This is a genomic window from Pseudoalteromonas aliena (assembly GCF_038155085.1).
Classification (GTDB): domain Bacteria; phylum Pseudomonadota; class Gammaproteobacteria; order Enterobacterales; family Alteromonadaceae; genus Pseudoalteromonas; species Pseudoalteromonas aliena_A.
This window is the reverse complement of record NZ_JBAKAU010000028.1, coordinates 1-22,761: the sequence shown is the minus strand read 5'-3', so window position 1 is coordinate 22,761 and position 22,761 is coordinate 1. Positions and strand designations below refer to the sequence as shown.

At 42.7% G+C, this 22,761-nt stretch carries 16 protein-coding genes and 1 tRNA gene; 13 read left to right on the top strand and 4 right to left on the bottom strand.

Going from position 1 to position 22,761, the window contains the following annotated elements; genetic code table 11:
- Positions 1 to 31: 31 nt before the first annotated feature.
- Genes V6260_RS17600 through cysG form a run of 4 tightly spaced genes read right to left on the bottom strand, consistent with a single transcriptional unit; the run spans position 32 to position 5,588 of the window.
- Complete coding sequence (locus V6260_RS17600; RefSeq protein ID WP_341595434.1) at positions 32 to 1,756, bottom strand: SLC13 family permease; 1,725 nt, start codon at positions 1,754 to 1,756, stop codon at positions 32 to 34.
- 31 nt (positions 1,757 to 1,787) lie between these two features.
- Positions 1,788 to 3,212, bottom strand: coding sequence for a sulfate adenylyltransferase subunit CysN (gene cysN / locus V6260_RS17595; RefSeq protein ID WP_341595433.1), 1,425 nt, complete (start codon positions 3,210 to 3,212; stop codon positions 1,788 to 1,790).
- Entirely contained in the window at positions 3,212 to 4,111 is a 900-nt protein-coding gene (cysD, locus tag V6260_RS17590) for a sulfate adenylyltransferase subunit CysD (RefSeq protein ID WP_341595432.1), read from the bottom strand. Before cysD ends, cysN begins: the two co-directional genes overlap by 1 nt.
- A 49-nt stretch (positions 4,112 to 4,160) precedes the next feature.
- A complete protein-coding gene (gene cysG / locus V6260_RS17585) occupies positions 4,161 to 5,588 on the bottom strand; it encodes a siroheme synthase CysG (RefSeq protein WP_341595431.1) in 1,428 nt (475 codons plus the stop codon).
- Positions 5,589 to 5,873: 285 nt separating this feature from the next.
- Between cysG and deoC the strand changes: the two genes are divergently transcribed.
- The 13 genes from deoC to fusA all read left to right on the top strand — a co-directional run bounded on the left by deoC (position 5,874) and on the right by fusA (position 22,644).
- Positions 5,874 to 6,617 carry a deoxyribose-phosphate aldolase gene (deoC, locus tag V6260_RS17580; protein WP_341595430.1) on the top strand — a complete coding sequence of 248 codons (744 nt, stop codon included), beginning with the start codon at positions 5,874 to 5,876 and terminating at the stop codon, positions 6,615 to 6,617.
- A gap of 414 nt (positions 6,618 to 7,031) precedes the next feature.
- Positions 7,032 to 7,108: transfer RNA gene (locus V6260_RS17575), tRNA-Trp, on the top strand.
- Between the two features lie 132 nt (positions 7,109 to 7,240).
- Positions 7,241 to 7,618, top strand: coding sequence for a preprotein translocase subunit SecE (secE, locus tag V6260_RS17570; RefSeq protein WP_341595429.1), 378 nt, complete (start codon positions 7,241 to 7,243; stop codon positions 7,616 to 7,618).
- A gap of 4 nt (positions 7,619 to 7,622) precedes the next feature.
- On the top strand, positions 7,623 to 8,186 hold the full coding sequence (gene nusG, locus V6260_RS17565; protein WP_341595428.1) for a transcription termination/antitermination protein NusG: 564 nt from the start codon (positions 7,623 to 7,625) through the stop codon (positions 8,184 to 8,186).
- 213 nt (positions 8,187 to 8,399) lie between these two features.
- Positions 8,400 to 8,828: a 50S ribosomal protein L11 gene (gene rplK, locus V6260_RS17560; protein ID WP_002958879.1), complete on the top strand. Its 429-nt coding sequence runs from the start codon at positions 8,400 to 8,402 to the stop codon at positions 8,826 to 8,828.
- Between the two features lie 3 nt (positions 8,829 to 8,831).
- Positions 8,832 to 9,536 carry a 50S ribosomal protein L1 gene (rplA, locus tag V6260_RS17555; RefSeq protein WP_341595427.1) on the top strand — a complete coding sequence of 235 codons (705 nt, stop codon included), beginning with the start codon at positions 8,832 to 8,834 and terminating at the stop codon, positions 9,534 to 9,536.
- A 322-nt stretch (positions 9,537 to 9,858) separates the two neighbouring features.
- A complete protein-coding gene (gene rplJ, locus V6260_RS17550; protein ID WP_341595426.1) occupies positions 9,859 to 10,353 on the top strand; it encodes a 50S ribosomal protein L10 in 495 nt (164 codons plus the stop codon).
- Positions 10,354 to 10,428: 75 nt separating this feature from the next.
- Positions 10,429 to 10,791: a 50S ribosomal protein L7/L12 gene (gene rplL, locus V6260_RS17545; RefSeq protein ID WP_211000916.1), complete on the top strand. Its 363-nt coding sequence runs from the start codon at positions 10,429 to 10,431 to the stop codon at positions 10,789 to 10,791.
- Positions 10,792 to 11,062: 271 nt separating this feature from the next.
- Positions 11,063 to 15,088, top strand: a complete 4,026-nt coding sequence (gene rpoB, locus V6260_RS17540; RefSeq protein ID WP_341595425.1) for a DNA-directed RNA polymerase subunit beta — start codon at positions 11,063 to 11,065, stop codon at positions 15,086 to 15,088.
- A 104-nt stretch (positions 15,089 to 15,192) separates the two neighbouring features.
- Positions 15,193 to 19,365, top strand: coding sequence for a DNA-directed RNA polymerase subunit beta' (rpoC, locus tag V6260_RS17535; RefSeq protein WP_341595424.1), 4,173 nt, complete (start codon positions 15,193 to 15,195; stop codon positions 19,363 to 19,365).
- A 194-nt stretch (positions 19,366 to 19,559) separates the two neighbouring features.
- On the top strand, positions 19,560 to 19,934 hold the full coding sequence (gene rpsL / locus V6260_RS17530; protein ID WP_002958885.1) for a 30S ribosomal protein S12: 375 nt from the start codon (positions 19,560 to 19,562) through the stop codon (positions 19,932 to 19,934).
- 97 nt (positions 19,935 to 20,031) lie between these two features.
- Positions 20,032 to 20,502 (top strand): 30S ribosomal protein S7, encoded by a 471-nt coding sequence (gene rpsG / locus V6260_RS17525; protein ID WP_010392135.1) that lies wholly within the window; start codon positions 20,032 to 20,034, stop codon positions 20,500 to 20,502.
- A gap of 27 nt (positions 20,503 to 20,529) precedes the next feature.
- Positions 20,530 to 22,644: an elongation factor G gene (gene fusA, locus V6260_RS17520; protein WP_211000913.1), complete on the top strand. Its 2,115-nt coding sequence runs from the start codon at positions 20,530 to 20,532 to the stop codon at positions 22,642 to 22,644.
- Positions 22,645 to 22,761: the final 117 nt, after the last annotated feature.

Genomic DNA, 22,761 nt, shown 5'->3' with positions numbered 1-22,761 from the left:
GTGAGAGTCTCTTATGCTGTGAGCGCAGGTATTAAAACGGAAATACCAGCGGGATCAGGGTTAATACCGTGATTGAATAAATAATAGAAAGGGGTAAGCCCATCACTATGTAATCTTTTAAGCGATAGTTACCCGCGCTATAAACCATTAGATTAGTTTGATATCCAAATGGCGATATAAAGCTGGCTGATGCGCCAAAGGCAACCGCCATAATAAACGGTAGCGGGTCTACATTAAAACCAACCGCGAGCGAGTAAGCAACAGGGAACGACAAGGCAGCTGCTGCGTTATTAGTAATAAGTTCGGTAAATAATACGGTCATTAAAAATATGGCAATAAATGCGCCGTAAGGGCCAAAGTCGCCAAGTACCATAAACATGGCGTCGGATATTTGCCCGGCAAGTCCGGTGCCTATCATTAATTTAGCAAGGCCAATGGCGCTGCCTACGACTACGAGTAACTCGATAGGAAAACGGCGTTTTATTTCGTTAAGTTTTATGGTGCCACTGAGCATTAAGCCAATCAGTAATACTAATAAGCCTTTAACCAGCGGCACTATGCCAATAATGCTTAAACCCAGTACTGCGGCAAAGCTTAATAACACAATATTTGATTGCTTAGGTGCAAGGTGGGCTTGTAAGTCAAACCCCGAAATATACACAAATTCGCGCTTTAAATTAGGCAAAGTGTAAAAGTTTTTGCCTGGTGCGAGTATAAGTGAGTCGCCAGCTTGTAATTGCACTTGCCCAAGGCCGCCTTGTAAGCGGTCGTGCCCACGGCGAATGGCAATAACAGCTGCATGAAACTGCTCTCTAAAGCGGGCTTCTTTTACGGTTTTGCCAATAAATTTTGAAGACTGACTTACAACTACTTCTACTAAGTGTTCTATGTCTTTTTGATGATTCTCGTGTACTACTTTTAAACCGTCGAAACGGGTAAGTAATGGCACCGATTTTATGTCACCTACAAACAGCAGCACGTCATCTTTTTGAATAATTTGCTGCGGGGTGACTGCGCAAATTCGGCTTCCATCGCGAATAATTTCAGCGAGGAATAAGTCTTTTAAATCACGCAGGCCGTTTTCTTCTACGGTTTGGCCTATTAACTTTGAGCTTGCTTGTACTTTGCCTTCTAGGTAAAAAGGCACGACTTCTTGGTCGCTTTTACCGTTGTCGGGTAAGTATTTAAGCATTACTAAAATGGTAATTAGGCCTACGCTTAGCGCGCCTAAACCCACTAAGGTAAAGTCAAAAAAGCCCAGCGGCTCCATGCCCGCATCTACTGCAAAGCCATTAACGATTAAGTTGGTTGATGTACCAATAAGCGTAATGGTGCCGCCCAAAATAGCAGTGTACGACAGCGGTAATAATAGCTTTGAAGGGGAGTGATTAGGATTGTCTTTTATCGCGGTAATAAGCGATGCAACAACAGCAGTATTGTTAGTAAACGACGATAAAAAGGCGGTTGATAACCCCAATTTTGTTACCGATTTTACTAAACTACCTTTAGATAGCGATTGCGCTAACTTTTGAATTAGGGTGGTTTTTTCTATTGCGGTCGACACTAACACCAATAGCACTAAGGTGATAAGCGACGGGTTAGCATAATTAACTAACATGCTTTCAAGATCAATTAATCCGGCTAAATAACTAGTACCAATAGCGCTTACAAATAACCATGCTGGATTAATACGGGTGCCAAAAAGGCACCCGACTAAGGTAAGCATAATGCCTGTTAAAACGAGCTGTTCTACCATGCTTTTAAATTCCTAACAGGCTAAAGTTAACTTATAACTTAGAAATATCAAGCGCTTGCCAATGCGGAAAGTGCTTGCGTACTAAGCTGTTAAATTCAACTTCAAATTCGCTAAAGTTACTTTGCTGTGCTTGGCTTTGCAGTACTTGTTCAATCATGCCCGCAGCAACCGTTAGGTTTGATAAGCGATCGATTAGGATAAACGAGCCTGTTTCGTGATTGCTGTGGTACTCGTCTGCCAAAATAGTTTCGGTTAGTTCAAGCGTTACAATCGCAATTTCGTTTAACTGTAATGAGTCGCTAGTGCCGTGCTCAAGCGTGTTCACATCAATTGTGTGATCAATCTTTTTAACAATAGCTGAGGTGTTTTTGCTGCCTAGTTTTAGGTTATAGCTTTTACCTAATACTAATGGCGACTCATGCATCCACACAATTTTAGCTTGCAGCTGGTTAGTAACAGCGGCCGTTGAATTTGCAGGGACGATTACATCTCCTCGGCTAATATCAATCTCGTTATTTAGGGTAACGGTAATTGCTTGGCCAGCTTCGGCGCTGTCTAGGTTGCCATCAAAGGTAACAATTTCTTTAATGCTTGATGTTTTACCCGACGGTAATACTTTTACAGCATCGCCTACGTGCATCTTGCCCGATGTAAGTGTGCCCTGAAAACCACGGAAGTTTAAGTTAGGACGCACGACATATTGCACAGGTAGGCGCGCTTCAAAGCCTGTATCTGTTTCGGCTGCTGGCGAATCTTCTAGTAATTCTAGTAGCGGCTTATCGGTGTAATAAGGCGTATGTGCAGAGCGCGTTACTACGTTGTCGCCTTTAAGCGCCGACATAGGTACAAACTTAATGTTTGATACGTTAAGTTGCTCAGCAAATTTAAGGTAATCGGCCTTAATTTTTTCATACACGGTTTCGTCAAAATCAACGATATCCATTTTATTCACTGCTACAACAAACTGCTTAATGCCTAGCGAGTCACAAATAAAGCTATGGCGCTTAGTTTGTACTTGTACGCCGTAACGCGCATCAACCAAAATAATGGCGACATCGCTTGTTGATGCACCCGTTACCATGTTGCGGGTGTATTGCTCGTGCCCAGGTGTGTCGGCAATAATAAATTTACGCTTAGCCGTTGAAAAGTAACGGTACGCTACGTCAATGGTAATGCCTTGCTCACGCTCAGCTTGTAAGCCATCAACTAATAATGCAAGGTCAAGATCTTCACCTGCGTTACCTACTTTTTCGTTATCTTTATGAAGGGCTGCTAGCTGATCTTCATAAATTTGGTGGCTGTCGTGCAGTAGGCGGCCAATCAGTGTTGATTTACCGTCATCTACGCTGCCACAAGTAAGCATGCGTAATAAGCTTTTATCTTGTTGACGTGCTAGGTAGGCGTCTATGCCTATTTCTTTTACTTCGTTAAATGTATCGTTATTTTGGCTAGACATTAAAAATACCCCTCACGTTTTTTCTTCTCCATTGAGCCGGCTGAATCATGGTCAATAACACGACCTTCACGTTCAGATGACGTAGATAGCAGCATTTCTTCGATGATTTCGGTTAAAGTACTGGCTGTTGATTCAACTGCACCGGTAAGTGGGTAGCAGCCTAATGTACGAAAACGTACAGATTTCATTTGCGGTACTTCACCTTCATTAAGAGGCATACGCTCATCGTCAACCATAATCAAAGTACCGTCGCGCTCAACTACTGGGCGATCTTTAGCTAGGTACAATGGCACCATTTCGATGTTTTCTTGGTAAATGTATTGCCAAATATCAAGCTCAGTCCAGTTAGATAACGGGAAAACACGAATGCTCTCACCAGGGTTAACTTGGCTGTTATAGGTGTTCCAAAGCTCTGGACGTTGGTTTTTAGGGTCCCAACGGTGGTGTTTGTCGCGGAACGAGTAAACACGCTCTTTTGCACGTGACTTTTCTTCATCGCGGCGTGCGCCACCAAATGCAGCATCAAAGCCGTATTTATCTAGCGCTTGTTTTAAGCCTTGGGTTTTCATTATGTCGGTATGTTTACCCGAGCCATGCGTAAACGGGCCTACACCCATTTCAATGCCTTCTGGGTTTTTGTGTACCAGTAGGTCAAAGCCGTAATCTTTAGCTATACGGTCGCGAAACTCAATCATTTCACGAAACTTCCAATTGGTGTCTACGTGTAATAACGGAAACGGTATTTTTGCAGGGTAAAATGCTTTACGCGCTAAGTGCAAAAGTACCGACGAATCTTTACCAATAGAGTAAAGCATTACTGGGTTCTCAAACTCAGCGGCGACTTCGCGCATGATTTTGATACTTTCAGCTTCAAGTTGCTGAAGGTGAGTTAAAGCCATTGTTAGTCGTCCTACTAAAATGATTAAAAGTTACAAATTTAAAATTCGGTTATGTATTTGATACATCTGTTAGCGGCTGTGCAAAGCTGCTTGTTTGCTCGTTTTGGCCAAACCACGCTAGTTGCGAGTGCAGGGCGGCTACTTCACCAATAATGAGTAGCGCAGGCGATATAATGCTGTTGCGCTGGATTAAGTCGGCAAGTTCGCCTAATTGGCCTGTTACTACACGCTGATTTTTACGTGTACCGTTTTCGATAATAGCAACAGGGGTGTCGGCTTTGCGGCCATGCTTTAAAAGCTCGCTTTGTATGTGCGGCGATTTAATTACGCCCATGTAAATAGCAAGCGTTTGATTTGCTTTTGCCAGCGATTGCCAATCAAGTTCTTGGCCGTCTTTTTTACAATGGCCAGTTACAAATTGAATGGCTTGTGCATGGTCACGATGCGTTAGCGGAATACCCGCATAAGCACTGCAACCTGCAGCGGCTGTAATACCCGGTACAATTTGATAATTTACGTTGTTAGCAGCCAGTACTTGTACTTCTTCGCCACCACGACCATAAATAAACGGGTCACCACCTTTAATGCGGCATACCTTTTTGCCTTGTTTAGCAAGGTCGACCAGCATTTGGTTGGTATCTTCTTGAACAACACTATGATCGCCTAAACGTTTACCTACACAAATAAGGTCAGCATCGCGGCGCACTAATTCCATAATTTCGTCAGAGACTAAAAAGTCATAAACGACGACGTCGGCTTGTTGCATAAGTTGCAGTGCTTTAAGTGTTAAAAGCTCTGGATCGCCAGGGCCTGCACCTACTACGTATACTTCGCCTTCAGGTTCTGCTTTCGCATCTAGCATTTGCTCTAGTTGCTGCTGCGCGGCTTGGGTATCGCCGGTTTGTACTTTACTCACTACAGATGAGTCGAACACGCCCTCCCAAAATTGGCGGCGGTCTGAAAAATGCTTAAAGCGTTTTTTTACTTTGTCTCTAAAGCCACCAACAAGTGTTGCAAGTGGGCCAATATGATGTGGAATAAGAGTTTCGAGCTTTTCGCGTAAGCGACGTGCAAGTACGGGCGCTGTGCCAGCACTTGATATAGCAATGGTAATTGGGTCGCGATCAACAATCGATGGGAATATAAACGTACATTTAGGTTGGTCATCAACCACGTTTACAAACACATTGCGGGCATTGGCAAGTTCAAATACGTTGTTGTTTACTTCATCGCGATCGGTGGCTGCAATAACAAGCATTTTGCCATCAAGGTGCGATTCATCAAAATAAGCATCAATAAGCGTTACTTCATTATTATGTGCATGCTCTTTTAGTTCATCGCAAAACCAAGGTGCTACTAAAGTAACGCTTGCTCTCGCTTTTAAAAACGCGCGACACTTGCGTAATGCGACCTCTCCACCGCCAACAACCAATACTGGTTTGTTGTCGAGTTTGGTAAAGATAGGTAAATACTGCACGTTAATAAGACCCCTAAACAAATTCAAATATAAGAAAACGCTTTATTATGATAAGCAGAATATAGCGGCTATCAATAAGTAAAAAATAATTAAAACCAAGTTGATATAACCAAAAGTTATAATAGGTAGCCCTTTTAGGCCTAAGACTTATTTAACAAGGGATTGGAAAGAGTTACAAGCAAAATAACGGCTTATAGTGTTTGGTTATGAGCTATAGCGTGTTTGGTTTAATTTGTTAATATGAAGGTATATTCTATTTTGTACTCAAGAAGTAACGGAGCTCTAATGACGCAACAGCAAAAAGAGGCCGCATTAGCAGTCGCACTGATGGATTTAACAAGCTTAAACACCAGCGATACCACCAAAAGCATTCAAGCACTTGTTGATAGCATAAATCCTACCTTAGGAACGCCTGCCGCTGTATGTGTTTATAGTGACTTTGTTGATGATGCCAAAATAGCACTTGCAGCGCGTGAGCTTAACCACGTAAAAGTTGCAACGGTTACTAACTTTCCAACGGGCGATGCACTGCTGAGTGATGTAATTAACGAAACACTTATTGCTATAGAGCGCGGCGCTGATGAGATTGATTTGGTTATTCCTTATAAAAAGTTAATAGCGGGCGATGCTCAAACAGTGCTTAGCTATGTAAGCGAAAGTAAAAAAGCGTGTGGGTCGCGCGCCCAGCTAAAAGTAATAGTAGAAAGCGGGGAGCTAAAAACCGACGCGTTAGTAACACAGGCTACTGAACTGGCAATTAAAGGCGGTGCTGACTTTGTAAAAACCAGTACGGGTAAGGTTGCTGTAAATGCCACACTTGAATCAACAAAAATTATCCTAACAGCCATTAAAAAATCGAATAAACGAGTAGGCTTTAAAGCGGCCGGCGGTGTTAAAACTGTTGCCGATGCCAGTGATTATTTAGCGCTAGCACGCACAATAATGGGTGACGGCTACTTACATGCAAATACATTTAGGTTTGGTGCTTCAAGCTTGTTAAATGATGTTTATAAAAACTTAGAAAAATAATCAATATGTTAGGGCGTGTTGATCTTTGGCGGTTGAATTTGCAGCAGTATGTTTGGTTTTTAGGCAAGGCAGAGCCTATGAAGTGTGGTTATTCCCCATAAATAGGCGATAACGTAGCATAAATACCAAACATGCGCTGCCCTTTGGGTTCTTTCTAGGGACGATTAACTCTTTGTTGCTCGGTTTTTACTTAGCCCACTAGGTTACAAACCTCGCGCCGCGATTTAATAGCCCCTAGATTAAACAAATTTCAATCCACAAAGGTCAACACGCCCTAGGATTGTACGTTTACATAACCGATTAAATTATCAGCAGTTTAAGCAATAATGTAATTAATTAATTAGATTTTCCAATGTGGGTATCTTTTAGACTTGTGTTAATGAACTGCGTAAGTATAATAGGCATCCACTTTGCAGGGGCGTAGTTCCAATTGGTAGAACAGCGGTCTCCAAAACCGATGGTTGGGAGTTCGAATCTCTCCGCCCCTGCCAGTTTTACTTGTTATTTGAGTAGTCTGAAATTAAAAATCGGTTTAAATTAAGTCTGTTTTTAAGTTTAGATTTTAATGGATTAACCCTGCCGTAGTGTAGGGTTGTTGTGTCTGTAGTTAAGGTAATAATATTATGAGCACGAATGTAGAAACACCATCAAGTGCGATGGAGTCAGTAAAATGGTTAGTAGCAATCGCGCTACTTGCAGGCGCAGTTGTTGGTAATCACATGTATGCAGATCAGTCTGTATTACTTCGTGCTATCGGCGTTGTAGTTGCAATAGCAGCTGGTTTAGGTATTGCCTCGCAAACATTTAAGGGACGTACTTTTCTTGCTTTTGCAAAAGAAGCGCGCATTGAAGTACGTAAAGTAATTTGGCCTACGCGCCAAGAAACGACCCACACGACATTAATTGTATTGGTTGCAACAGTGATTATGGCACTTATCCTTTGGGGATTGGATGGCATTTTATTCCGCGCTGTAGGCTTTTTAACTGGATTGGAGATCTGATCCCATGTCGGATGAGAACGAGAACAAAGAAATTAAGTTACGTTGGTATGTAGTGCAGGCCTTTTCTGGTTATGAAAAGCGTGTAGCTCAAACGTTAATTGAACATATTAAAATTGAAGGTCTGGAAGAGTTCTTTGGTGAGATATTAGTACCAACGGAAGAAGTTGTTGAGATGCGCGCTGGCCAAAAGCGTAAATCTGAGCGTAAATTCTTCCCAGGTTATGTATTAGTACAAATGGATATGAATGACGCAAGCTGGCACCTAGTGAATAGCACTGAGCGTGTAATGGGCTTTATTGGGGGAACGTCTGATCGTCCTGCACCTATCAGCCCTAAAGAAGCTGATCGCATTCTTAATCGTTTACAAGAAAACGCTGAAGCACCTAAACCTGCAACATTATTTGAACCAGGTGAAGTTGTACGGGTTACTGATGGTCCATTTGCAGACTTTAGTGGTGTGGTTGAAGAAGTTGACTACGAAAAAAGCCGCGTGAAGGTATCTGTACTTATTTTTGGCCGCTCTACGCCTGTTGAACTTGAGTTTGGTCAAGTTGAACAAGATAAGTAATTGATTAAACAGCTTCGTTAAATTTTTTATAAATTTTGGCACGAAGCTTGAAAAAGGCCGCTGATTAACTTATAATCAGCGGCCTTTTTGTATTAAAGTAAAAATTTATTTTTACGGTGCAAAAAGCACGAAACCAATTTTTAAACTGGGAAGCCGTTAGAGTACGCGTCCTCGCGCGCACAAGGCTAAGACCCACCAAATGAGGTATTTATAATGGCTAAAAAAGTTGAAGCTCTAATCAAGCTACAAGTTGCCGCTGGTATGGCTAATCCAAGTCCTCCAGTAGGTCCTGCACTAGGTCAACACGGTGTAAACATCATGGAATTCTGTAAAGCGTTTAACGCACGTACAGAGTCTATCGAAAAAGGCGCTCCAGTTCCTGTAGTGATCTCTGTTTACGGTGACCGTTCATTTACGTTCGACATGAAAACGCCACCTGCTGCTTACTTACTTAAGAAAGCTGCTGGTATCAAGTCAGGCTCAGGCCGTCCTAACACTGATAAAGTAGGCACAGTAACTCGTGCTCAACTTGAAGAAATTGTTGAGACAAAACGAACTGACCTTACAGCTGCCGATATGGACGCAGCGGTTCGCACTATCGCAGGTTCTGCGCGTGCGATGGGCTTGAACGTAGAGGACTAAGAAATGGCTAAATTAACTAAACGTATGCGTACTATCCGCGAAAAAGTGGAAGTAACTAAAGATTACGAAATCAATGAAGCAGTTGCTCTTTTAAAAGAATTAGCAACAGCTAAATTCGTAGAAAGTGTTGACGTTGCTGTTAACCTTGGTATCGATGCTCGTAAATCTGATCAAAACGTTCGTGGTGCAACTGTACTACCAAACGGTACTGGTCGTGACGTTCGTGTTGCTGTATTCACACAAGGCGCTAATGCAGAAGCTGCAAAAGAAGCTGGTGCTGAATTAGTAGGCATGGAAGATCTTGCTGAACTAGTTAAAAAAGGCGAGATGGATTTTGATGTTGTTGTTGCATCACCAGACGCTATGCGTGTTGTTGGTCAACTAGGTCAAATCTTAGGCCCACGTGGTCTAATGCCAAACCCTAAAACTGGTACTGTAACGCCTAACGTTGCAGAAGCAGTTAAAAATGCTAAAGCAGGTCAAGTACGTTACCGTAATGACAAAAATGGCATCATCCACACTACTATCGGTAAGGTTGATTTCACTGCAGAGCAACTTCAACAAAACCTTGAAGCTCTAATTGTTGCGCTTAAGAAGGCTAAACCTTCTCAAGCTAAAGGTGTTTACTTGAAAAAAGTAACTATCTCTACAACAATGGGCGCAGGTGTTTCTGTTGACCAAAACACTTTAAGTACAGTTGTAGCTTAATTGGTGTTTACATGGCGTGAAATTTGTACTATAATTTCGCGCCATTTTGTTGATTAATTTATTAATTACAAAATAAAGAATTCGGGTTGAAGTCCATAATTTCGGTGCGCTTTTGCAAGTCGATAAATTGGGCTTCCGTCCAAGACCGTAGGCGGTTTCGGCCTTAATGTTTACCTACGTAGACGGTGTGAATCCCCAGATAGATTTTTCCTAATCCTTCTGGCTCTCGCCGTAAAAAGCATCTCTATCAGTTTTTTGATAGGGAAGAGTAAAAACAGGGAAGCCGAATGTCGGTAATCCCATTAAACCAGGAGTAACACCCATGGCTTTAAATCTTCAAGGCAAAAAAGCAATTGTTGCTGAAGTCAACGAAGCAGCCAATGGTGCTCTTTCTGCAGTTGTTGCAGATTCTCGTGGTGTAGCAGTAGGCGCAATTACAGCCCTTCGTAAAGAAGCTCGTGAAGCTGGTGTATGGATGAAAGTTGTTCGTAACACTTTAGCAAAACGTGCTGTTGAAGGTACTGATTTTGAATGTCTATCTGACTCGTTAGTTGGTCCAAGCTTAATCGCTTTCTCATCAGAGCACCCTGGTGCTGCTGCGCGTATCTTTTCAGATTTCGCGAAAAAGAATGAGAGATTTGAGCTTAAAACGGCCGCTTTTGAAGGTAATATCGTAGATGCAGCAATGCTTGCTACATTACCTACATACGACGAAGCTGTTGCACGCTTAATGAGCGCTATGAAAGAAGCGTCTGCTGGCAAATTGTGTAAAACAATTGAAGCAGTACGTGTACAGAAAGCTGAGCAAGCTGCTTAATTTTAAGCTGTTTAACCTCCCTTTCGGTGTAAATTTATTTGGACCTAGAGTCCGTTAATTATTAGGAAATTTGTAATGTCTGTAACTAAAGACCAAATCCTTGACGCAATTGCTGAAATGTCAGTAATGGACGTTGTTGCTCTTATCGAAGCAATGGAAGAAAAATTCGGCGTAACTGCTGCAGCTGCAATGGTAGCTGGTCCTGCTGCTGAAGCTGCTGAAGAGAAAACAGAGTTTGACGTAATCCTTACTGGCGCTGGCGCTAACAAGGTTGCGGCAATCAAAGCTGTTCGTAGCGCAACAGGCCTAGGCCTTAAAGAAGCTAAAGCACTTGTTGAAGCTGCTCCTGCACCTATTAAAGAAGGTGTATCTAAAGAAGAAGCTGAAGCACTTCAAAAAGATCTTACTGAAGCTGGTGCTGAAGTTGAGGTTAAGTAATTTAGCTTTTGCTAAGTTCGCTGCCTGAGAAATCAGGCAAGGGCTGGTGATTATTTAATCACCGGCCTTTTTGCGCTATAGAGTGATACACTCTTTTAGTTCAAATAAAATCTGATTTTTTCTTTACTTTCAACGCTTTATAGTTTGCTAGTGTTAAAGTGGGATTGAATCGGAACAACAATTAAATGTTGTAAAATCTTGGCATAGCTGCCAGTTAAGTCTGTTCTTACAAGAACAGGTCGGGTCAAAGATCAGCAAGCTGAGGAACCCCATGGCTTACTCTTATTCTGAAAAGAAACGTATCCGTAAGGATTTTGGTAAACGTCCACAAGTTTTGGATATACCTTTTTTACTGTCAACACAGTTAGAATCGTTTAAAAAATTCTTAGTGCCGGACGCTGATGGCGATCATGGTTTGGAAGCTGCCTTCCGCTCTGTGTTCCCTATAAAAAGCTACTCGGGAAATTCTGAGCTTCAATACGTAAGTTATCGTATTGGTGAGCCAGTTTTCGATGTAAAAGAATGTCAAATTCGCGGTGTGACTTATTCTGCTCCACTTCGCGTGAAACTGCGTCTTGTTGTTATGGACAAAGAAGCTCCTGGCACAGTTAAAGACATTAAAGAGCAAGAAGTTTACATGGGCGAAATTCCGCTCATGACCGATACCGGTACCTTTGTAATTAATGGTACAGAGCGTGTTATCGTTTCTCAGCTACACCGTAGCCCTGGTGTATTCTTTGATAACGACCGCGGTAAAACTCATTCATCAGGTAAAGTATTATATAACGCACGCGTTATTCCTTACCGTGGTTCATGGTTAGACTTCGAATTTGATGCAAAAGATAACTTGTATGTACGTATTGACCGTCGTCGTAAATTACCGGCGTCTATTATTTTACGTGCACTAGAGTATTCTAGCGAAGAAATCTTAGATATGTTCTTCGATAACACTACGTTTGAAATAACTGATGGTAAAGTCCTTATGGAGCTTGTACCTTCACGTTTACGTGGTGAAACTGCCGCTTTTGATATCAAAGGCGAAGACGGTGAAGTCCTTGTTGAAAGTGGTCGTCGTGTTACGGCTCGTCATATCAAGAGCATCGAGAAAAAAGGCATTAATCAATTAGAAGTACCACATGAGTACATCATTGGTCGTATTGTAGCTAAAAACTATGTTGATGAGTCAACAGGTGAAGTTATTGCAAATGCAAATGACGAGCTAACTCTAGAGCTAATGGCTGAATTGGTTAAAGCAGGTCACACTAAAATTGATACTCTGTATATCAATGAAGTGGACAGCGGCGCTTACATGTCAAATACATTGAACATTGACTCTTCAAGCAGCCGTTTAGAAGCGCTAGTAGAAATTTACCGCATGATGCGCCCAGGCGAGCCACCGACAAAAGACGCGGCTGAAGCCTTATTCCAGAACTTGTTCTTCTCTGAAGAACGTTATGACTTATCTACTGTAGGTCGTATGAAGTTCAATAGCCGTGTTGGTTACGATACAGACACAGGCCCAGGCACATTAAGCAAAGAAGACATCGTGTCTGTTATGAAAGTATTAATTGCAATTCGTAACGGTCAAGGCGATGTTGATGATATCGATCACTTAGGCAACCGTCGTATACGTAGTGTTGGCGAAATGGCTGAGAACCAATTCCGTGTAGGTTTAGTACGTGTAGAACGTGCTGTACGTGAGCGTTTAAGCTTAGGTGACCTTGACGCGATAATGCCACAGGATCTTATTAACGCTAAGCCTATTTCGGCAGCGGTTAAAGAGTTCTTCGGCTCGTCTCAGTTATCACAGTTTATGGACCAAAATAACCCGCTATCAGAAGTAACGCATAAGCGTCGTATTTCTGCATTAGGTCCGGGCGGTCTAACTCGTGAACGCGCTGGCTTTGAAGTACGTGACGTTCACGTAACTCACTACGGTCGCGTATGTCCAATCGAGACTCCTGAGGGTCCAAACATTGGTCTAATTAACTCATTGTCTACGTACGCACGTACAAATGACTATGGTTTCTTAGAAACACCTTACCGCAAAGTGGTAGACGGTGTTGTAACTGATGAAGTTGATTACTTATCAGCCATTGAAGAAGGTCAGTTTGTTATCGCACAGGCGAACTCAAACTTAACTGAAACCAATGAGTTTGTTGATGAACTTATTCCATGTCGTCACAAAGGTGAATCTACCTTTATGGGTCGTATGGATCAGCAATATATGGATGTATCACCACAACAGGTGATCTCTGTAGCGGCTGCACTTATCCCGTTCTTAGAACACGATGATGCTAACCGTGCATTGATGGGTTCAAACATGCAACGTCAAGCAGTACCAACTTTGAAAGCGGATAAGCCGTTAGTAGGTACTGGTATTGAGTTAACACTAGCGAAAGATTCTGGTGTAACTATTGTTGCTAAACGTGGTGGTGAAGTAATGTATGCTGACGCAAGTCGCATCGTTGTAAACGTACATGAAGAAGAACGCATTCCTGGTGAAGCGGGCATCGACATCTACAACTTAACCAAATACACACGTTCTAACCAAAATACATGTATTAACCAAAAACCAACTTGTATGGTTGGCGAACCGGTTACTCGTGGTGACGTGTTAGCAGATGGTCCTTCGACTGACTTAGGGGATTTAGCCCTTGGTCAAAACCTTCGCGTGGCATTCATGCCATGGAACGGTTATAACTTCGAGGATTCAATCTTACTATCAGAGCGCGTAGTTGAAGAAGATCGTCTAACGACTATTCATATTCAAGAACTACAGTGTGTTGCCCGTGATACTAAATTAGGTCCTGAAGAGATCACTGCAGATATCCCGAATGTGGGTGAGTCTGCACTAGGCAAGCTTGATGAATCAGGCGTTGTTTATATTGGTGCTGAAGTTAAAGGCGGCGATATCCTAGTAGGTAAAGTGACTCCTAAAGGCGAGACGCAATTAACACCTGAAGAGAAGCTACTGCGTGCTATCTTCGGCGAAAAAGCGTCTGACGTTAAAGACAGCTCTTTACGTGTACCAAACTCTGTAACTGGTACTGTAATTGACGTACAAGTTTTCACCCGTGATGGTGTTGAAAAAGATAAACGTGCGTTAGAAGTTGAAGATATGCAGCTTCGCGAAGCGAAGAAAGACTTCAATGAAGAGTTCCGCATTTTAGAAGCTGGCGTTTTAGGACGTGCTCGCAAGTTACTTGTGAGTTCAGGCTTCGAAGAAAGCAACTTAGCGTCAATGAATGCTGAAAAGCTACTTACTCAAAGTCTTGCACAAGAAGACAAGCAAGCTGAACTTGAGCAACTAGCATCTCAGTACGATGAGCTTAAAGCTGAATACGATAAGAAGTTTGAAAATAAACGTCGTAAAATTACTCAAGGTGATGACTTAGCACCAGGCGTACTTAAGATTGTTAAAGTATACCTAGCTGTTAAACGTCGTATCCAACCGGGTGATAAAATGGCGGGTCGTCACGGTAACAAAGGTGTTATCTCGACTATCGTACCAGTAGAAGATATGCCATACGATGATAAAGGTCGTACGGTAGATATCGTACTGAATCCACTAGGTGTACCATCACGAATGAACATCGGTCAGATCCTTGAAACACATATGGGTCTAGCTGCACGTGGTATTGGTGAACGCTTAGAGGAAATGATGAAGGAACAACGTGAGCTTCATGAGCTACGTGAATTCATCAAGCAAGCTTACGAAATCGGTGAATCTCGTCAAGAAGTAGATATTGCAAGCTTCTCTGATGATGAAATTCGTCGTTTAGCTGAAAACTTAAAAGGTGGTTTACCAATCGCTACTCCTGCATTTGATGGCGCGAAAGAAAACGAAATCAAAGACATGCTAGAGCTTGGTGGATATCCTCGAAGTGGTCAGGTTACACTCTATGATGGCCGTACTGGCGATCAGTTTGAACGTCAAGTAACTGTAGGTTACATGTACATGCTTAAACTTAACCACTTGGTTGATGACAAGATGCACGCACGTTCTACTGGTTCTTACAGCCTTGTTACTCAGCAGCCGCTGGGTGGTAAAGCACAGTTCGGTGGCCAGCGTTTTGGTGAGATGGAAGTATGGGCACTTGAAGCTTACGGTGCTGCTTACACTCTACAAGAAATGCTAACAGTGAAATCGGATGACGTGAACGGTCGTACTAAGATGTATAAAAACATCGTTGATGGTAACCATAAAATGGAACCAGGTATGCCAGAATCGTTCAACGTATTGTTGAAAGAAATCCGCTCACTGGGTATCAACATCGAGTTGGAAGAAAATTAAGCCAATTAGATGCTGCAGTTAATCCTGCAGCATCTGTTACGGCTGAATAGAATGTAGGGACGAGATTATCCGTCCTAAAGATTAACTCCGACAGGAGAGCTAAGGTGAAAGACTTACTTAAGTTTCTGAAGCAACAAAATAAGACCGAAGAATTCGATGCAATTCGCATTGGTCTTGCTTCACCAGACATGGTTCGTTCATGGTCATACGGTGAAGTAAAGAAACCTGAGACTATTAACTACCGTACTTTCAAGCCTGAGCGCGATGGCTTATTCTGTGCCCGTATTTTCGGCCCAGTGAAAGATTATGAGTGTTTATGTGGTAAATATAAACGCCTTAAACACCGTGGTGTGATCTGTGAGAAGTGTGGCGTTGAAGTTACACTTACTAAAGTGCGTCGTGATCGTATGGGTCATATCGATCTTGCGAGCCCAGTAGCACATATATGGTTTTTAAAATCATTACCGTCACGTATTGGCTTAATGCTTGATATGACGCTCCGTGATATTGAACGTGTTCTATACTTCGAATCATTCGTAGTAACTGAGCCTGGTATGACAACGCTTGAGCGTGGTCAGCTTTTAGGTGAAGAAGAATACCTAGATTCACTTGAAGAGCACGGTGATGAGTTTGAAGCTAAGATGGGTGCTGAAGCAGTATTAGATTTGCTTCGTGAACTTGATCTTGCTCAACTAATTGCAGAAATGCGTGAAGAGTTACCAACAATTAACTCTGAAACTAAGCGTAAGAAGATCACTAAACGTCTTAAATTAATGGAATCGTTCCACCAATCAGGTAATAACCCTGAGTGGATGATCATGACAGTACTTCCAGTATTGCCACCTGATCTACGTCCATTAGTACCACTAGACGGTGGTCGTTTTGCGACTTCTGATCTAAATGACCTTTACCGTCGTGTTATTAACCGTAATAACCGCCTTAAGCGTCTATTAGATTTAGCTGCACCAGATATTATCGTACGCAACGAAAAACGTATGTTACAAGAAGCGGTAGATGCGCTACTTGATAACGGTCGTCGTGGTCGTGCTATAACAGGTTCTAACAAACGTCCTCTTAAATCTCTTGCTGATATGATCAAGGGTAAGCAAGGTCGTTTCCGTCAGAACTTACTTGGTAAGCGTGTAGATTACTCTGGCCGTTCTGTAATCACGGTTGGTCCTACACTTAAGCTTCATCAATGTGGTCTTCCTAAGAAGATGGCACTTGAGTTATTCAAACCATTTATCTATGGCAAACTAGAGCGTCGCGGCATGGCTACGACAATCAAAGCTGCTAAGAAGATGGTTGAACGTGAAGTAGCGGAAGTATGGGATGTATTAGACGAAGTAATTCGTGAACATCCAGTATTACTTAACCGTGCACCAACACTTCACCGTTTGGGTATCCAAGCGTTTGAACCTGTGCTTATCGAAGGTAAAGCGATTCATTTGCACCCATTAGTATGTGCGGCTTACAACGCCGATTTCGATGGTGACCAAATGGCGGTACACGTACCGTTAACAATCGAAGCGCAGCTTGAAGCTCGTGCACTAATGATGTCTACAAACAACATCTTATCTCCTGCGAATGGTGAGCCAATCATCGTTCCTTCACAGGATGTTGTATTAGGTCTTTACTACATGACGCGCGATCGCATTAATGCGAAAGGCGAAGGTATTGTATTTAAAGATCCTAAAGAAGCAGAAAAAGCATACCGTAGTGGTAATGCGGAACTTCACGCTCGCGTGAAAGTGCGTATCAGCCAATCAGTTAAAAACGAAGACGGTATAGTAGAAGATACTATCACTATCATCGATACTACTGTTGGTCGTGCGATTCTGTCTTTAATTTTACCTAAAGGCATGCCGTTTGAGTCAATCAACCAAGCATTAGGTAAAAAGCAGATTTCTGGCTTATTAAACGAGTGTTACCGTCGTCTAGGTCTTAAAGATACCGTTATCTTTGCTGACCAAGTTATGTACACCGGTTTCCACTACGCAATGAAGTCAGGTGTTTCAATTGGTATTGATGACTTAGTTATCCCGCCAGTCAAAGCACAGATCATTGAATCAGCTGAGGCTGAAGTTACTGAAATCAACCAACAATTCCAATCAGGTCTTGTAACGGCTGGTGAGAAGTACAACAAAGTTATCGATATCTGGTCACGTGTAAACGAAAACTTATCACGTGAAATGATGGCCAACTTGTCTAAAGACACGGTTATCAATGCTAAAGGTGAAGAAGAAGAGCAACCGTCATTTAACTCAGTGTTTATGATGGCAGACTCTGGTGCTCGTGGTAGTGCCGCTCAGATCCGTCAGCTAGCAGGTATGCGTGGTCTAATGGCTCGTCCAGATGGCTCAATCATCGAGACACCAATCACAGCTAACTTCCGTGAAGGTCTAAACGTACTTCAGTACTTCATCTCAACGCATGGTGCACGTAAAGGTCTTGCCGATACAGCACTTAAAACAGCTAACTCAGGTTACCTAACGCGTCGTCTAGTAGACGTTGCACAAGATTTGGTAATCAACGAAGACGACTGTGGCACAGAAGATGGCTTAACAATGAAACCGCTTATTGAAGGTGGTGACGTTGTAGAAGCACTTCGTGAACGTGTTCTAGGTCGTGTTGTAGCTGAAGATATCGTCATTCCAGGTACTAATACTGTACTTGTTGAGCGTAACATTATGCTTGACGAAAAACTGTGTGACGTTTTAGAAGAGCATTCAGTAGATGAAGTTCGCGTACGCTCAGTTATCACATGTGATAACGACTTTGGTGTATGTGCTAAGTGTTATGGTCGTGACCTTGCACGTGGTCATATCATAAACGCAGGTGAATCAGTTGGTGTTATCGCGGCGCAGTCAATCGGTGAGCCAGGTACACAGCTTACGATGCGTACATTCCATATCGGTGGTGCGGCATCAAGAGCGTCAGCAGAAAATAATGTACAAGTTAAAACTAACGGTACATTAAAACTGCACAATGCTAAATATGTATTAAATACAGACGGTAAGATTGTTATTACCTCACGTTCTACTGAGATCACTATCATTGATAGCTATGGTCGTGAAAAAGAGCGTTATAAAGTACCTTACGGTGCGGTATTAACAGTTCAAGATAATGCTGAAGTTCAAGGTAACGACATCGTTGCTACTTGGGACCCGCATAGTCACCCAATCGTTCTTGAGCATAAATCTAAAGTATCGTTCAGCGATATCGATGACTCGAATACAGAGACACAAACTGATGAACTAACCGGTTTAACCCGTGTAGTTGTTAAAGACCTTGCTAAAGCGAATGCGAAAGAGCCTAAGCTTATCATTGAAAGTGAAGAGCGTGGCTTGCAAGAAACACGTCTACCTTCATTCACTACGATTGAAGTAACAGATGGTGCGACTGCGAACCCTGGTGACGTGTTAGCACGTATCCCGCAGGAAGGCTCGAAAACTCGTGATATCACGGGTGGTTTACCACGCGTAGCCGACTTATTTGAAGCGCGTAAGCCAAAAGAGCCAGCTATTTTAGCTGAGATCACAGGTACTATTAGCTTCGGTAAAGAGACTAAAGGTAAGAAACGTTTAGTTATTACTCCAGCTGAAGGCGATCATTACGAAGAAATGATTCCTAAGTGGCGTCAACTTAACGTGTTTGAAGGTGAGCAAGTGTCTAAAGGTGAAGTTATCGCCGATGGTCCTGAGTCACCACATGACATCTTACGTCTACGTGGTGTGACTCATGTTGCTAACTACATCGTTAACGAAGTGCAAGAGGTTTACCGTTTGCAAGGCGTTAAGATCAATGACAAGCACATTGAAACAATTATCCGTCAGATGATTCGTAAATGTACCATTATACACGGTGGTGATACTGAGTTCTTAGCGGGTGAGCAAATTGAAGTAGCTCGCGTTAATATCGCTAATCGTGACCTTGAAAAACAAGGTAAAATCCCAGCGAAGTTTGAAATACAACTTATGGGTATTACGAAAGCATCACTTGCAACAGAATCTTTCATCTCAGCGGCGTCTTTCCAAGAAACAACACGTGTTCTTACAGATGCAGCTGTGAATGGTAAGAGCGATGAGCTTCGCGGTCTTAAAGAAAACGTAATTGTGGGTCGTTTGATCCCAGCCGGTACCGGTTTTGCGTATCATCAAGATCGTATGGCACGTCGTAAGCAAAGTTTAGTAGTTGAAGAGCAAACTGTAAGTGCAGAAGAGGCGACTCAAGCACTAACAGATGCTTTAAACGCTGATTTATCTGGAAATCAATAAACTGTTCTTAATCAATAGATTAAGTAATAGTAAGGCAGATATATTCTGTCTTACTATTAGTTTAGGTTGACAGGTTAAACTTTGCTCATTAAAATTCCGCCACCCATTTACTTGTGTGTTCAAAGCAGGCTCGTAAATAAAGGGCGGATTTTTTATTTTTTTCAGTAGTAATTTTAATTTCAGGAGCTATTTAAATGGCAACTATTAACCAGCTAGTGCGTAAGCCACGCCGTAGTAAGGTTACTAAAAGTAACTCAGCTGCGCTTAAAGCGTGTCCGCAAAAGCGTGGTGTATGTACTCGCGTATATACAACTACACCTAAGAAACCAAACTCGGCGTTACGTAAAGTAGCTCGTGTACGTTTAACTAACGGTTTCGAAGTAACTTCATACATTGGTGGTGAAGGTCATAACCTTCAAGAGCATAGTGTAATCCTAATCCGTGGTGGTCGTGTTAAAGATTTACCAGGTGTGCGTTTTCACACTGTACGTGGTGCACTTGACTGTGCAGGCGTTAGCGACCGTCGTCAAGCTCGTTCTAAATACGGTGCAAAACGCCCTAAAGGCTAATTGTTTTCCGTTAGTAAGGCCAAGCACTAAATATTATTAATTATTGTTTTGGGTGATTGTTCCAAAAGGACAAACCTGAATAAACCGGAGATACAAAATGCCTAGAAGACGCGTAATAGGTCAACGTAAAATTCTTCCAGATCCTAAGTTCGGATCGGAACTTCTTGCTAAATTCGTTAACATCGTAATGTTAGACGGCAAGAAATCTACTGCTGAAAAAATTGTTTATGGTGCGCTAGACGTGGCTGCTGAGAAATCAGGCAAGTCGCACCTAGAAATCTTTGAAACTGCACTTGATAACATCCGCCCACAGGTAGAGGTTAAATCTCGCCGTGTTGGTGGTTCAACTTATCAGGTACCAGTTGAAGTACGTCCAGTACGTCGCAACGCATTAGGTATGCGTTGGTTAGTAGACGCTGCACGTAAGCGTGGCGAAAAATCTATGGGCTTACGTTTAGCTCAAGAAATCGTTGACGCTGCTGACAACAAAGGCACTGCGGTTAAGAAACGTGAAGACGTTCACCGTATGGCTGAAGCGAATAAAGCATTCGCACATTACCGTTGGTAATCTGTCCTTAACCTTTAAGAGGATCATATGGCACGTACAACTCCACTTGAGCGCTACCGTAATATCGGCATAGTAGCTCACGTAGATGCAGGCAAAACCACCACAACAGAACGTGTTCTGTTCTACACGGGTCTTTCTCATAAGATCGGTGAAGTACATGATGGCGCCGCAACTATGGATTGGATGGAGCAGGAACAAGAGCGTGGTATCACAATCACTTCTGCTGCAACAACGTGTTTCTGGAAAGGGATGGACGCTCAATTTGACGACCATCGTATCAATATTATTGATACTCCAGGACACGTAGATTTCACTATCGAAGTAGAGCGTTCTTTACGCGTATTAGATGGTGCGGTAGTTGTTCTTTGTGCTTCATCAGGTGTACAGCCGCAAACTGAGACTGTTTGGCGTCAAGCGAACAAATACGAAGTTCCGAGAATGATCTTCGTAAATAAAATGGATCGCACGGGCGCTGACTTCTTAACGGTTGTTAGCCAGGTGAAATCTCGTCTTGGAGCAACGCCTGTTCCAATCCAGTTGCCAATTGGCGCTGAAGACGACTTTAAAGGTGTAATTGACCTTATAAAAATGAAAGCCATTAACTGGAACCAAGCGGACCAGGGTATGACTTTCTCTTATGAGGCAATACCGGCAGAACTTCAAGAGTTAGCTGAAGAATGGCACTCTCATTTAGTTGAAAGTGCAGCTGAAGCCTCTGAAGAACTAATGGATAAGTACTTAGAAGGTGAAGAGTTAAGTGAAGCAGAGATTAAATCTGCTTTACGTCAACGCACATTAGCGAACGAGATTGTTCCAATAACGTGTGGTAGCGCATTTAAAAACAAGGGCGTTCAAGCTGTGCTTGATGGCGTTGTTGAGTACATGCCAGCACCAACACAAGTGAAACAAATCCAAGGTATCTTAGAAAATGGTACTGAGGAAGAACGTCCAGCTGATGATAAAGCGCCGTTTGCTGCACTCGCATTTAAGATTGCAACAGACCCGTTTGTTGGCACTTTAACCTTTTTCCGTGTTTACTCTGGTACAGTTAAACAGGGTGACGCGGTTTATAACCCAGTTAAAAGTAAGCGTGAGCGACTTGGCCGTATCGTACAGATGCATTCAAACTCACGTGAAGAGATCAAAGAAGTTTACGCAGGCGACATCGCGGCAGCTATTGGTCTTAAAGACGTAACAACAGGTGAAACACTGTGTGATCCGAATTCTATTATTACGCTTGAGCGTATGGAATTCCCAGAACCAGTTATCTCTGTTGCGGTTGAGCCTCGCACAATCGCTGACCAAGATAAGATGGGTATCGCGCTAGGTAAACTAGCGGCAGAGGATCCTTCTTTTCGCGTACAAACTGACGAAGAATCAGGCCAGACTATAATCTCTGGCATGGGTGAACTTCACCTAGATATCATTGTCGACCGTATGAAACGTGAATTCAGTGTTGAATGTAACGTTGGTAAGCCGCAGGTTGCCTACCGAGAAGCTATTCGTTCAACTGTTGAAGTTGAAGGGAAGTTTATACGTCAATCAGGTGGTCGTGGTCAATATGGTCACGTCTGGGTTAAACTTGAACCGATGGATATTTCGGATGATGAAGCACCAACTTATGAGTTCGTTAACGAAACTGTAGGTGGTTCTGTTCCTAAAGAATTTATCCCTGCGGTAGACAAAGGTCTCCAAGAGCAAATGTCTCAAGGTGTACTGGCGGGCTACCCATTACTTGGCGTTAAAGCGACCCTATATGATGGTTCATTCCATGATGTAGATTCGAATGAAATGGCATTTAAAGTAGCAGGTTCAATGGCAATGAGAAACGGGGCGCTAGAAGCTGACCCTGTATTATTAGAGCCAATGATGAAGGTTGAAGTAATCACTCCTGACTCAAACATGGGTGATGTAGTTGGCGACCTTAACCGTCGTCGCGGCATGATCGAAGGCATGGAAGATGCAATAGGTGGGCTTAAGCAAATTAATGCACAAGTTCCTCTTTCTGAAATGTTTGGTTATGCAACTGCTTTACGATCTGCAACACAGGGCCGTGCCTCATACTCTATGGAGTTTTTGAAGTACGCTGAAGCCTCTAAGCAGGTTGCAGATACAATAATTTCAGCTCGCGCTGTAATATGATTTTAGCTTGTCTGGCTCAATAGTGGGTCAGGCTTTAATTTCTTAATTAGGAATTTTTTAAGATGGCAAAAGAAAAGTTTGAACGCGTAAAACCGCACGTAAACGTTGGTACAATCG

Coding starts and splice junctions, on each gene's coding strand:
- nusG (WP_341595428.1), top strand. CDS start 7,623: ATGTCGGATGAGAACGAGAACAAAGAAATTAAGTTACGTTGGTATGTA.
- rpsG (WP_010392135.1), top strand. CDS start 20,032: ATGCCTAGAAGACGCGTAATAGGTCAACGTAAAATTCTTCCAGATCCT.
- secE (WP_341595429.1), top strand. CDS start 7,241: ATGAGCACGAATGTAGAAACACCATCAAGTGCGATGGAGTCAGTAAAA.
- rpoB (WP_341595425.1), top strand. CDS start 11,063: ATGGCTTACTCTTATTCTGAAAAGAAACGTATCCGTAAGGATTTTGGT.
- cysN (WP_341595433.1), bottom strand. CDS start 3,212: ATGTCTAGCCAAAATAACGATACATTTAACGAAGTAAAAGAAATAGGC.
- deoC (WP_341595430.1), top strand. CDS start 5,874: ATGACGCAACAGCAAAAAGAGGCCGCATTAGCAGTCGCACTGATGGAT.
- rplJ (WP_341595426.1), top strand. CDS start 9,859: ATGGCTTTAAATCTTCAAGGCAAAAAAGCAATTGTTGCTGAAGTCAAC.
- rplA (WP_341595427.1), top strand. CDS start 8,832: ATGGCTAAATTAACTAAACGTATGCGTACTATCCGCGAAAAAGTGGAA.
- rplK (WP_002958879.1), top strand. CDS start 8,400: ATGGCTAAAAAAGTTGAAGCTCTAATCAAGCTACAAGTTGCCGCTGGT.
- V6260_RS17600 (WP_341595434.1), bottom strand. CDS start 1,756: ATGGTAGAACAGCTCGTTTTAACAGGCATTATGCTTACCTTAGTCGGG.
- rpsL (WP_002958885.1), top strand. CDS start 19,560: ATGGCAACTATTAACCAGCTAGTGCGTAAGCCACGCCGTAGTAAGGTT.
- cysD (WP_341595432.1), bottom strand. CDS start 4,111: ATGGCTTTAACTCACCTTCAGCAACTTGAAGCTGAAAGTATCAAAATC.
- rplL (WP_211000916.1), top strand. CDS start 10,429: ATGTCTGTAACTAAAGACCAAATCCTTGACGCAATTGCTGAAATGTCA.
- fusA (WP_211000913.1), top strand. CDS start 20,530: ATGGCACGTACAACTCCACTTGAGCGCTACCGTAATATCGGCATAGTA.